General features: G+C 35.6%; 12 protein-coding genes. 3 read left to right on the top strand and 9 right to left on the bottom strand.

Annotated elements, in window-relative coordinates; all coding sequences use genetic code 11:
• Positions 1 to 60: 60 nt before the first annotated feature.
• Positions 61 to 819, bottom strand: coding sequence for a type I methionyl aminopeptidase (gene map / locus SHYC_RS04285; protein WP_039644790.1), 759 nt, complete (start codon positions 817 to 819; stop codon positions 61 to 63).
• A 293-nt stretch (positions 820 to 1,112) separates the two neighbouring features.
• Between map and SHYC_RS04280 the strand changes: the two genes are divergently transcribed.
• Positions 1,113 to 2,138, top strand: a complete 1,026-nt coding sequence (locus SHYC_RS04280) for an FUSC family protein (protein ID WP_039644788.1) — start codon at positions 1,113 to 1,115, stop codon at positions 2,136 to 2,138.
• Positions 2,139 to 2,249: 111 nt separating this feature from the next.
• Here the strand turns inward: SHYC_RS04280 and gatD are convergent, their stop codons facing one another.
• Complete coding sequence (gene gatD, locus SHYC_RS04275) at positions 2,250 to 2,981, bottom strand: lipid II isoglutaminyl synthase subunit GatD (RefSeq protein WP_039644786.1); 732 nt, start codon at positions 2,979 to 2,981, stop codon at positions 2,250 to 2,252.
• Positions 2,982 to 4,292, bottom strand: coding sequence for a lipid II isoglutaminyl synthase subunit MurT (gene murT, locus SHYC_RS04270; RefSeq protein ID WP_039644784.1), 1,311 nt, complete (start codon positions 4,290 to 4,292; stop codon positions 2,982 to 2,984).
• A 147-nt stretch (positions 4,293 to 4,439) separates the two neighbouring features.
• Between murT and SHYC_RS04265 the strand changes: the two genes are divergently transcribed.
• Together SHYC_RS04265 and SHYC_RS04260 are read left to right on the top strand one after the other, a co-directional pair.
• Positions 4,440 to 4,943, top strand: a complete 504-nt coding sequence (locus SHYC_RS04265) for a ferritin (protein ID WP_039644783.1) — start codon at positions 4,440 to 4,442, stop codon at positions 4,941 to 4,943.
• 97 nt (positions 4,944 to 5,040) lie between these two features.
• Complete coding sequence (locus SHYC_RS04260; RefSeq protein WP_039644782.1) at positions 5,041 to 5,601, top strand: 3'-5' exonuclease; 561 nt, start codon at positions 5,041 to 5,043, stop codon at positions 5,599 to 5,601.
• On the opposite strand, the gene dinB is transcribed toward SHYC_RS04260, so the two are convergent.
• The 6 genes from dinB to gatB all read right to left on the bottom strand — a co-directional run bounded on the left by dinB (position 5,596) and on the right by gatB (position 12,887).
• On the bottom strand, positions 5,596 to 6,666 hold the full coding sequence (gene dinB / locus SHYC_RS04255) for a DNA polymerase IV (RefSeq protein ID WP_039644781.1): 1,071 nt from the start codon (positions 6,664 to 6,666) through the stop codon (positions 5,596 to 5,598). The genes SHYC_RS04260 and dinB overlap by 6 nt on opposite strands.
• A gap of 187 nt (positions 6,667 to 6,853) precedes the next feature.
• Entirely contained in the window at positions 6,854 to 7,393 is a 540-nt protein-coding gene (locus SHYC_RS04250) for a metalloprotease family protein (protein WP_039644780.1), read from the bottom strand.
• Positions 7,394 to 7,490: 97 nt separating this feature from the next.
• A complete protein-coding gene (locus tag SHYC_RS04245) occupies positions 7,491 to 8,804 on the bottom strand; it encodes a carboxylesterase family protein (protein ID WP_052257805.1) in 1,314 nt (437 codons plus the stop codon).
• An 11-nt stretch (positions 8,805 to 8,815) separates the two neighbouring features.
• Positions 8,816 to 10,186, bottom strand: a complete 1,371-nt coding sequence (gene rlmD, locus SHYC_RS04240) for a 23S rRNA (uracil(1939)-C(5))-methyltransferase RlmD (protein WP_039644779.1) — start codon at positions 10,184 to 10,186, stop codon at positions 8,816 to 8,818.
• 100 nt (positions 10,187 to 10,286) lie between these two features.
• Positions 10,287 to 11,219, bottom strand: coding sequence for a diacylglycerol kinase (locus tag SHYC_RS04235; RefSeq protein ID WP_039644778.1), 933 nt, complete (start codon positions 11,217 to 11,219; stop codon positions 10,287 to 10,289).
• A 240-nt stretch (positions 11,220 to 11,459) separates the two neighbouring features.
• Positions 11,460 to 12,887: an Asp-tRNA(Asn)/Glu-tRNA(Gln) amidotransferase subunit GatB gene (gatB, locus tag SHYC_RS04230; protein ID WP_039644777.1), complete on the bottom strand. Its 1,428-nt coding sequence runs from the start codon at positions 12,885 to 12,887 to the stop codon at positions 11,460 to 11,462.
• Positions 12,888 to 12,898 lie beyond the last annotated feature (11 nt).

Raw genomic sequence — 12,898 nt, 5'->3', positions numbered from 1 at the left:
GTTCCACAACCTTTATAATAGGCTATGGAACCATCTTTTCTTAAGACTAAAGTCCGAAGTTTATTCTATCTCTGATCGTGTTGTTAATAATGGACCATCTTTCGTAACAATCACAGTATGTTCAACTTGTGCAACGTAACTTTTATCTTTTGTTTCAAATGCCCATTCATTTTTACCTTCTGTAACATATGAGGCATTTGAAGAAATAAACGGCTCGACCGCTAACACCATACCCTCTTTCAATAATGTCTTATCTTGAGGTTCATAATAATTCATAATGTGTGCAGGTGCTTCATGTAAAGATAAACCGACCCCGTGACCAGTTAAATTTTTAATGACTTTTAAATTATTTTTACGTGCTGTGGCATGCACTGCTTTACCAATTTGGCTCAGTTTTGAACCTGGCTTAATTTTAGTCATTGCAGCATCAAAAGCTTCTTGAGCTGCGTCACAAACTTTTTGTTTCATAGGTTCATTCGATGTCCCCACTACAAATGAAATACCTGTATCAGCATAATAGCCATTCTTTAAGGCAGAGACATCAATATTGACTAAGTCGCCTTCTTTTATGACACGTTTACCAGGTATGCCATGCGCCACTTCTTCGTTTACACTAATACATGTTTGACCCGGAAAATTTTCATCGTGAATAGGTGCGGAAAGTGCGCCTTCAGCTTCAAACATTTCTTTAGCAATGTTATCTAATTCTTTCGTTGTTACCCCAGGCACTGTAGCCTTAACCATTGTATCTCTAATTTTGGCACATATGGCACCAATTTCTTTTAAAGCCTGAAGTTCTTCATCTGTTTTAACAATCATTTAAAATCCCGTTCCTTTTTTATTTTCTTATTTTACTTTACTATATCATTATTTTTCAAATTTGCCATGCTCTTATCTTGAATAATTTAAGTGTTAATAAAACCGTGTTGAAATGTAATGCGTGTTTCTGTTATTTTGTATCAAATTCATATAAATGCCCGATCACACGTTTTAAACGTACTTAGTCCCGTAAAATGCAACAACACTATTTTATAAAATTGACCAAAATTTCTCGTTTCGCTTTGTGAAAAATTTGTTATACTAAATTTAGCATATTTACAGGAGCATATCAGATGACCGAGACACGCATTAAAAGCGTCATTGGCGCTAGAACAATTAAAACAGGCCTTGCTACATTTTTAACTGCTTTATTTTGTTTATGGCTTAATCTCAATCCTATATTTGCAATTTTATCAGCTGTTGTTACCATCGAGCCGACTGTAAAAGCTTCTATAACAAAAGGATATAAACGTCTTCCTGCAACAGTTATGGGTGCTTTTATTGCTGTTGTGTGTACGTATATCTTTGGAGATGACTCTGCATTAGCCTATGGAATGACAGCAACATTAACCATACTTTTTTGTATTCAATTTAATTTACACGTTGGGATTACAGTAGCAACTTTAACAGCGCTTGCAATGATTCCTGCCATTCATGAAGACTATGTGTTTAACTTCGTTTCTCGTCTCATTACTGCTTTTATTGGATTAGGTACAGCAGGATTGGTAAATTTCATCGTATTACCACCAAAGTATTACACACAAATTGATGCATTAATTGATCAAACTGAATCTCAAATCTATGCGTTATTTACACAGCGGATGAAAGAACTACTTATAGGACAATATCATTCAGACAAAAGTGATAAAGCTGTAGAAAAATTACATATTAACAATGCACGTGTTGAAGAATTATTAGGCTTTCAACGTGATGAATTAAAATATCATAAAGCCAAAAATCGTTCGGAGGAATGGCTCAGAATTAGAAAGCTAACTAACCGTGCTCATGAAAATCGACTTTTAATTACACATCTTTCAAATATCATTTATCTTCCAGAAGACGACCTTATTTTATTTAATGATGATGAAAAGAAAGCTATCATTGCAATCACAAATAAAATAAGTCAAATTAATGTGAAAGGAACATTCGAACCCGAACGAAAAGCCGCGACCACACTGAAAAATTCTGTAAAAGGCTTGAACGAGTTTGATATAAATCAAGTTAAAAGTCACACAATTTATGAAATTTTATTAATATATCGCATTTTACTCTTACGTTTCAAAAAATTACATTTAAATAACCCGCAAAAATCACTTTAAGTGAACATTGCGGGTTATTTTTTAATTCTCTGTATCATTTCAATAAATATATTAACATCTCTCTTGGATGTAAATGAAGTTTCATCAATACTAAGAAGCTACAACTTGGCATTATGATGACTGATTATTTTTACGTGCACGATCAATCAATACTTGTTTGGCTTGCTCTTCAGCCGTATTATCGATATGTTTCGGTTCGAAAGGTATGCCTTTTCGTTTCGCTGCCACTTCTAATAAATAATCTGTCATTTCATGGTTTTTAGGTAAGACAGGACCATGTAAATACGTTCCTAACAGATTTTTATAATGAATCCCTTCTTTTTTGTCCGTCGCATTATTGCCGTAACCATATGTGACATGACCTAACGTATCAAAATGATGATATGTACGTCCGCCATGATTTTCGAAACCAACGATTGTCCCGAATGTTTCACTTTCAATAACGACATCACCGGTTAAACGTTCAGTTTGAGACTCCGTGTAAAAATCGAGGATATTTAATCCTTCTAAAACTTCGCCATCTGGTGTAATATATTTTTTGCCTAAAAATTGGTAACCACCACATATAGTTAACCCTGGCAGCCCATCTTCAATCGCCTCTTTTAACTGTGTTTTTATTTTAGCTAATTCTTTCGTCGCTAATGATTGTTCACGGTCACTGCCACCGCCAATAAAGAAAATATCTGCCTTCGAAAGATCTATGCCATCCGTTTCATTAATATCTATAACATTCACCTTAATGTTGCGTTGTTTTGCTCTGTATTTCAATGCCATAATATTTCCAATATCACTATATAAGTTTAGTTTGTCCGGCATAAAATGAAAAATTGTTAATTCATACATCTATTTCGCCTCCTTAAATGAACGCACAAGTTGGTCCAACATCGGTGTAAGAGACGTATAATTAGGTATAGCTACAGTAAAGCCCTCGAAATCCATCGAACGCGCAGTTGCTTTATAAATATCTTTTTCTAAAATAATAGGGACTTGAATTTCTGCCAATTTAAGTCGAAGTTGTAACTCTTCAGCTCTTGACCCAGTTACGATAATCGCTTCGATATCTTGACTGGCTAATTTTTCAAAATCGGCATCATAAATCCATGATGTATCGCGACCATCTGCTGCAAAATCATTTAGACTCATCACGTATACTTTACGTTCTTGAAGTTTTTCTCCCATTGAAATGGAAGCATTCATACCAGCTGGATTTTTAGCTAAATTAATAAGGGCTTTTTTTGAACCTTGTTCAAAATATTGCATTCGTCCATTATCTGAAGTGTAGGACTCAAACCCTTTACGGATTGAAGCATCATTTAAACCGAGTTCTTTTAAAACGGCATATGCACCAAGCGCATTATACGCATTAAAATCACCAGCAATCTTCATCTTAAATGTCTCATTAGCAAAATGCAAAGTTAGGAATGGGTTAATTTCAAAATGTATAATTTCATATTTCGGAGCCACTCTATTAAAACCGCATTGGCATGTATAATGACCAAGTTGATTATAATGAATGTAATGATAATTCAACATTTTACCGCAGTTTGGACAATAACGACTTTCATTCATCGTTGATTGTTCAAATGGATAGGCATCTTTTGCCATACCATAATAAATCACGTCATCACTTGCTTTTTTCAAACGACTTACGAAAGGATCATCTGTATTTAAAATTAAAGCTATCCCTTTATTTTCAATGGCTGAAATAATATTATTCACCATGATATCAATTTCACCGAAACGGTCCATTTGATCACGGAAAAAATTTGTGAATACCATTTTCGTAGGCGTCATTTCTTTAAGTACTCGTGGAATTGAACCTTCATCAATTTCAATAATTGCCATTTTAGTATTGGCTTTAGATTGAACGATAAACGCAGACGTAATGCCCGCTGCCATATTGGCACCTTCAGTGTTATGAATGATTGGAATATCATTCGCTTTCAAAGTGTGTCCAATCAAGTTCGATGTCGTCGTTTTCCCATTGGTGCCACTTACAAAAACAACTTCATCTACATTCTCAGCTAATTTCCGTAAAATATTTTGGTCTATTTTTCGGGCAACTTGACCTGGTAAGTCAGTCCCTTTTTTACCAATAGCACGACTCGCTTTTCGTGCTAATTTTGCCATATGAATCGCAGTCCATTGTCTCATACCAATTCTCCTTCAATTTTCACTTAGCATATTATACCATGCTCACCATTAATTCAAAATCAAAAGCTTAATCCAGATCTTATTCTTTGCATATTTAATGCCATTGGGTACAATGGACTTGAAGGATGACATCTTTGGAGGGATAATATGTTAGATAAACAATTATTAGAAGCTTTAAATGACCAGATGAATCATGAATATTTTGCCGCTCATGCATATATGGCTATGGCCGCATATTGTGATCATAATGCCTACGAGGGTTTTGCGAATTTCTTTATTCAACAAGCGAAAGAAGAACGTTTCCATGGTAAGAAAATTTATGATTATATAAACGACCGTGGTGAACAAGCCGTTTTTTCATCCCTAGACGCACCTAAAGTCGAATTTAATTCTATTTTAGAAACGTTTGAAGATGGATTAAAACAAGAACAAAATGTAACGCATCGTTTTTATAAACTATCTGAAATTGCCAATGACAAAAAAGACTATGCGACGATTTCTTTCTTAAATTGGTTTTTAGACGAGCAAGTTGAAGAAGAATCCATGTTCGAAAGACATATTGACTACTTAAAACGTATTGGTGATGACTGCAATACGTTATACCTATACGAAAAAGAACTTGCAAGCCGTTCATTTAATGAAGGAGAATAACATCTTCATAAATTGCGCCTCGATATCATTCGATGGCGCTTTTTTTACTGTTATGATAAGATATGTCTTATTTCACACTTAAAGTGAGGCGTTAAAATTGGCTCAAAATAGTTTTGTAGCATTAGACTTTGAAACTGCAAATTATAAACGAACAAGTGTGTGCGCCGTAGGTATGGTTAAAGTTATAGACCATGAACTAACAGAAACATTTTATACGCTTGTAAATCCAAATGATTACTTTTCACCTAAAAATATAGACGTTCATGGCATTCAACCTGAAGACGTTTTAAGCGCTCCAAATTTCAAATATGTTTTTCCATATATGCTTCAATTTATTGATCAAATGCCGCTTGTTGCGCATAATGCTGCTTTTGACATGTCAGTTTTACATGCATGTTTAAAAGCACACCATTTTGAAACACCAGACTTAACTTACTTTTGCTCATGTCAACTCTCAAAAAAGACAGTACCTTCAGAACGCAATGGATTAAAACATATGATGCAATATTATCAATTAGATTTTCACGGTCATCATGACGCCCTGAATGATGCAAAAGCTTGTGCGATGATTACGTACCGTTTACTTCAACATTATCCAAGTTTAGATAATGTATTGCGTATATATGGGAAAAATTTAAAGGATAAGGATTTATTATAGAAAATCATATATTGTCATATTTCGATAAAAAGCATTTTCCAAACCACCGACAGTCACACCAATTAAACGAATAGGTATCTCGGGTGCTTTTAACTCATAATATAAATCATATGCAATGTTGTAAATTGTTTCAGCATCATTAAGTGGTGCTGATAAACTTCTTTGTTTCGAAGCATTTTTATAGTCATTTGTTTTAATTTTCACGGTTACCGTTTTCCCGGCTTGATTAAGCTGATTTAGACGCCGCTCGATGATACGGCTTAATTCTTCTACCTTTCTTAAAATTTGTTCATCATCATTCGTATCTATAGAAAACGTGCGCTCGGCACCAACACTTTTTCGAATTCGTTCTGACTTTACTACCCGATGATCTATACCTCTCGCCCGTTGATATAAGTGTTGTCCTTTTTTTCCAAATAGATAGATTAACTCTCGTTCACTTTTTTGATATAAATCCGCACCCGTAAAAATCCCATTTGCATGCATTTTTTCTTTAGAGGCACTTCCGACTCCTGGAAAAGCTCCAATATCTAAAGTCATAAGGATGTCATGAACATTGTCATAAGTTATGACAGTAAGGCCATTGGGTTTGTTCATACCACTTGCCAACTTAGCTAAAAATTTGTTATAAGAGACACCCGCACTTGCAGTTAAACCCGTCTTTTCATATATATCTCGCCGAATAAATTGCGCAATTTGAGAAGCTGACAAGTCAGGTCTCACGAGGTCTGTAATATCTAAATAAGCTTCATCTAATGAAAGGGGTTCAACGTCATCTGTATAGCTTTTAAATATTGTCATTATCGCATTAGATACGTTTTTGTACAATTCAAAACGAGGTGTGATGTAATAACCGTCTGGACAAAGTTGATGTGCACGAGCCATTGGCATCGCAGAATGAACACCAAATTTTCGCGCCTCGTATGATGCAGTGGCCACGACACCTCTCCCACTCGCTTTGCCACCGACAATCACTGGCTTACCTTTAAGATTAGGTTGCTCTCGTACTTCAACTTGAGCAAAGAAAAAGTCCATATCAATATGAATAATTCTTCTTTCTCCCAATATACACACCTCCACATTTAACCCAATAATTACGATACGTCCTACTCAAAATTTGAAACGATCCATTATTATAGGTTCGTTCCAAAAAATATTGATAACCATTTATATAAAGAAAGGCCGGGACACATGTCCTAGCCTTAAGTCAATTTTACCTACCATACCTCATAGTTCTCAATACTTCCAAATATTAATTCATATGACTCGACTCATCACAACAAATAGATAACCCTTCTTCAGTAAGTTCGACGGACTGTGCTTGCTTATTACTAAATACAAGTATGACAAGATAAACGGATAAAAAAGTATACCCCATATAAAATGAAAAGATAAATATAATATACGTATTCGGTACATTTATAAAAATTAGAAGTAACATCATACTCATCAACATACTTGGTAGTAACATTACCGTGCTAAATGTTTTGCGATTCATTTTGACATCGGGCAAATAACTAAGTACATAACAATAATCGAACTTGTATTTAGGCGTCGCTTTTGTATACAACAATCGTAATAACACATAACGAATCAATTCTTGAATGATGACGACCATAACTAACCCAACAAAACCTACAGTAAGATTCGCAATGATATTTTTTTCCTCTAATCCCGTTAATGCCATCGACCACTTATAACTCAAGACAATAAATACTAATGCGACGATACATTGTGTGAGTAAGAGTCGTTTTCGTATTTTAGAATCCTCAAAAATATTAATGGTATACATCGTAACACACCCTCTTACACCTAGGCTTATTTATAGTATACCGGATTCATGAGAGATAGTGTAGCACTCACGCTTCACACCATTCTCATAATCCATTTTACTTAATGATAGTGATGACCTCTTTAGGTTGGGTGATTTCGATTTTGCCATGACGTGCAAAATCTCCCCACACTTTCTTCATAATTTTTCCAGCATTGTCTATTCTTTCTTGTGGTAATAATGCAAAAAGTGGCGATCTCAAATAAGGTTTAGGATCGAACAATAATCCGAGCTCTGAGCAATGGCCAGCTGCAAAAAAGTGCTCATTTTTTAACCAATTAAAACGATAATAAAAGGCACGCCCTTGATGATTTAAAAAATCCCGATAAAAAGCGTAAGACGGTCGCGCATAAATCAACCGTGTCAAAATATTTACAATTGCTGCAAATATCCACTTTAATACAGGCAGCTCACTCAGTTTGCGTTGAAACGCATTAACATATATAAATACGTTAACCTCTCTATAGGCATGACCTATAAGTAGATCTACATATTTCGCACGTTGTTCAATAATCCTGGAAAGTTCAGATTCATGGGGTAGCGGATATATGCCATAATGTGGTCCAAAAGGCATCAGTTTCATAAATCCTTTGCCTGGATTATGTTCTGTCAAAAACGTTTGCATTGTTTTAAACTCTTTTAAATCAGCATCAAATGAGACTGATTTTAAAATTTCCAACATTTTGGATGTCATTTGATGACGCCCTTTCATGAGTCCAATTGGCGCACTTTGAATAATTGCTCTTTGGAACAATTGCTCGGTCCCTTTAGCTACCAATAACGCTCTAACCGATTCTCCTCCAGCAGATTGACCAAAAATTGTAATATTATTTGGATCACCACCAAAATCCTCGATATAGGCTTTCACCCATTTTAAACCCTCAATTTGATCTAATAAACCTAAGTTGGCAAGTTCACCATTGGAATTATACATGAAACCTAACACACCTAAACGATAGCTTAAATTAACAACGATGACTTGCTCTTGTTTGACTAATGGTGTTGGATCATATTCAGGATTTTCACCACTACCATTCACAAAGGAACCTCCATGAATCCACACCATTACGGGAAGTAATTCCTTATTCGTTGGTTTCGGACGTGTAATAGATAAATATTGTGGAAATTCAGTTTGCGTTTTCGTATCATAATCAGTTCCTAAATAAAAGCGCTCAAAAAAAGACTGTGACTGCCAGGCAATTGGGGCATGCGCTGTCGCTTGAATACTATCATTTTGATATGAATACGGTTCGGGTTGTGCAAATCGACGGGCATGCGCATAGCGTATTCCTAAAAATTTTTGAACATCTTGATCCACTATACCCGTTACTTGTCCGACACGCGTTTTTATATGAACTTCCTTTACAGTCATGCATAAAACTCCTATTCATCATTTTGTTTACGTGTTAACAGTGCTACTGTTTCAACATGCGTGGTATGTGGAAACATGTCTACTGGTGTTATTTCAACTAATTCATATTTATTTAACAAAAGCTGAATATCTCTGAGTTGCGTACTTGGGTTACAAGAGACATATACTATTTTAGCTGGTTCTAATTGATTTAAGGTCTCAATAAATGTAGTGTCACACCCTTTGCGAGGAGGGTCGACTGTGACTACATCTGGGCGAATACCTTGTTTTTGCCATTCTAAAATAACTTTTTCAGCAGAACCAGCAACAAATGTCGTATTCATAAAATGATTTAATTGTGCATTACGTTGTGCATCTTCAATCGCTTCTGGTACAACTTCTACACCATAAACATGTTGCGCTTGGTGTGCCATAGATAACGCGATAGTTCCTATACCGCAATACGCATCTAAAACTATTTCTTTACCCGTCAGTCCCGCATACATGACCGCAGTACGATAAAGTTTTTCTGTTTGTAATACATTAATTTGATAGAATGATTTATCATTAATTTTAAATTGCAATTCACCTAATGTATCTGAAATTGTGTCTTCGCCGTAAAGTGTTTTGCTTTTAGCACCCATGATGACATTAGTCTTTTCTTTGTTAATATTTATTTTAATACTTTTAATTTGAGGGAATGTTGTTACTAATGTATCAATAATCTCTCGTGCATATGGCAGCTCAGTTCCATTAATTACAATAGTCACCATAATCTCATCACTATGGTACCCTTTGCGTATAACGACATGACGCACCAAACCTTTGTGAGACATTTCATGGTAAGGAACAATATCAAATTGATTCAATAAATCTCGCAATAAGACCATAATGCCATTTTGCGCGTGATATTGGATTAAACATTTTTCCATATTAATAATGTCGTGACTACGTTGGCGATAATACCCCATTTCTACATGCTGCGCCTCGCCCCCTACAGGTATTTGAGACTTATTTCGATAAAACCATGGATGATCCATACCTATTGTTGGATGTATCGTCACATGTGACATCTTCCCTTTTCGATGAAAAAGATTTACCACTTGATTGCGTTTCATTTCTAATTGGGCTTCATAACTTAAGTGTTGGAGTTGGCATCCACCACATTTGTTGTAATAATCACATGGTGGCAGTACCCGCGTCTCGCTCGCTTTTTTAATCTCCATTAATTTACCTATAGCGAAATTCTTTTTTACTTTAATAATTTTGTAATTAATGTGTTCACCAATTAGTGCTTGTGGAATAAATATAGGATATGCATCAATTTTAACAACACCATGCCCTTCGTGCGTTAAATCGACCACTTCCCCTTCCAACAACTGATTTTTATGGACTACTGACATCATACTTTCCCCGTTTCTTAAACATTAAATTTGTCATCATAATTGAAGGGAGGAGGTCAACAAGCTTATGCATATACATTACTTGTCGACCTACTCCCTGTTATTCAGATTGCTTAGGTTTGTCTATTAATAACTCATTGTCTTTTTTCGATTGGGAGAACACTTCGATATGACGCACTAGATTTAAGAAGTTTGCAGGTAATTGACCACCATATTCACCGTCAACATTTAAAGCCATATCGCTATAAGATGAAATATTGACGGATTGCGCTTTATAATAGTGCACTTTAGGATGATTAATATGTTCACCTCGTGAGGCTAAAGTCATGATATGCCCCATCTCAGCAAGATTACATTTCTCTACAATTAACAACGTAAAATTACCATCATCTAGCTTTGCATCGGGTACAAGTTTTTCAAAACCAGCCATCGAATTCGTTAAACCTAAGAGAAATAACATAATTTCTCCTTCAAAAACATGCTCATCATATTCGATTCTTACATCTACCGCATGCATCTGCGGCAACATTTCAAAACCTTTAACATAATAAGCAAAAGAACCGATCATTGACTTAAGTTTACTAGGTGCCTCATAGGACACTTCAGTCGGTTTCCCGCCCCCGGCTAAATTAATAAAATAACGGCTGTTCATTTTACCAATATCTACTTGAACGGTTTTCCCTTGTATAATTACATCTACTGCTTCAAAAATATCATTTGGTAAATGTAAGGCACGCCCGAAATCATTAACGGTTCCCATTGGGATTAATCCGAGTTTTGGTCGGTTTGGTTTTTCTGCAATTCCATTGACCACTTCATTTAATGTTCCGTCTCCCCCAGCAACAATGAGTAAATCATAATTTCGATCAATAGCACGGGCCGCTTCTTCTGTCGCATCGCCTATTTTTTGTGTCGCATAAGCACTTGTTTCATAACCAGCTTGTTCTAATTTAATTAAGACATCTGGTAACGCTTTTTTGAACAACTCCTTACCAGACGTTGGATTATAAATTATTCTCGCACTTTTTCTCATTTAGATCCCTCAATTTTTGTATACTCACATTTATATTATAGCAACTTCACTTCTATTAAAAGTTATTTACATTACTATTTTATAATCGAAAGTGATTTTTGTATACACCACTGTTGTACAAGTGTTGGCACTATTTATAAGACAAAAATACCCTTCAAAAGACATCGTTCTAGTGATCGATTCTCTGAAGGGTATGCTTTAAATGATATTGATTAAATTATTTTTGAGTCATGAATGCGATTAAAGTTTGTCTAGTTCTTCTTTTAATAACTTATTCGCAAGTTGTGGGTTCGCTTGACCTTTAGACAATTTCATTATTTGTCCAACTAAGAAGCCCATCGCTTTACCTTTACCATTTTTAAAGTCTTCAACAGATTGAGGATTTTGTTCAATAGCTTGACGCACAAATTCAAGTACTGCACCTTCATCAGAAATTTGAACAAGACCTTTATCTTTCATGATTTGTTTTGCATCTCCACCATTTTTCGCAAGTTCAGGGAAGACTTTTTTTGCAATTTTACTACTCATCGTACCATCTTCAATTAACTTAATCATTCCTGCTAAGTTCTCAGGTGTTAAACCTGTATCTTGAAGCTCAATTTGGTTTTTATTGAGGTACTCATTAACACCACCCATTAACCAGTTTGATGTCATTTTAACATCTGCACCTTCACGTACTGCCGCTTCAAAGAAATCTGACATTTCTTTCGTTAATGTTAAAACGTGTGCATCATATTCTGGAAGGCCGTATTCTTTAACATATTTTTCTTTACGTGCATCTGGAAGTTCAGGAATCGTTTCACGTACACGTGCTTTCCAAGCTTCATCAATGTATAAAGGTACAATATCCGGTTCTGGGAAGTATCTGTAATCATCAGATGCCTCTTTCACACGCATGAGAATTGTTTTTCCAGTTGATTCATCAAAACGACGTGTTTCTTGTAAAATTTGCCCACCGTTTAACAATTCTTCAGCTTGACGTTTAACTTCATATTCAAGCCCTTTTCTCACGTTGTTAAATGAGTTTAAGTTTTTAAGCTCAGCTTTCGTACCAAATTCTTTTTGACCATATGGACGTAAAGAGATATTGGCATCACAACGCAATGAACCTTCTTCCATTTTACCATCAGATACACCTGTATATTGAATAATCGCACGTAGCTTTTCAAGGTAAGCGTACGCTTCTTCAGGAGAACGCATATCTGGTTCTGAAACGATTTCAACTAATGGTGTCCCTTGGCGGTTGAGGTCGACTAACGAATAACCATTTTTATGTGTCGATTTTCCAGCATCTTCTTCCATATGAAGACGAGTAATACCGATACGCTTAGTTTCACCATTCACTTCGATATCGATGTAACCATGCTCACCAATCGGTTGGTCTAACTGAGATATTTGATACGCTTTTGGATTATCTGGATAGAAATAGTTTTTACGGTCAAATTTAGATTCTGTCGCAATCTCCATATTTAAAGCCATTGCTGCGCGCATTGACCAATCTACAGCACGTCGGTTTACAGTTGGTAACACACCCGGATATCCTAAATCGATGACGGATGTATTCGTATTTGGCTCTGCGCCATAGGCAACAGGGGCGTTAGAAAACATTTTCGAATCTGTTTTCAGTTCTACATGGACTTCAAGTCCAATTACGGTTTCAAAATGCATTTATTGCCACT

Source organism: Staphylococcus hyicus, from assembly GCF_000816085.1.
GTDB classification, from domain to species: Bacteria; Bacillota; Bacilli; order Staphylococcales; family Staphylococcaceae; genus Staphylococcus; species Staphylococcus hyicus.
The sequence above is the reverse complement of the archived record's forward strand: the minus strand, read 5'-3'. Positions and strand labels throughout refer to the sequence as shown.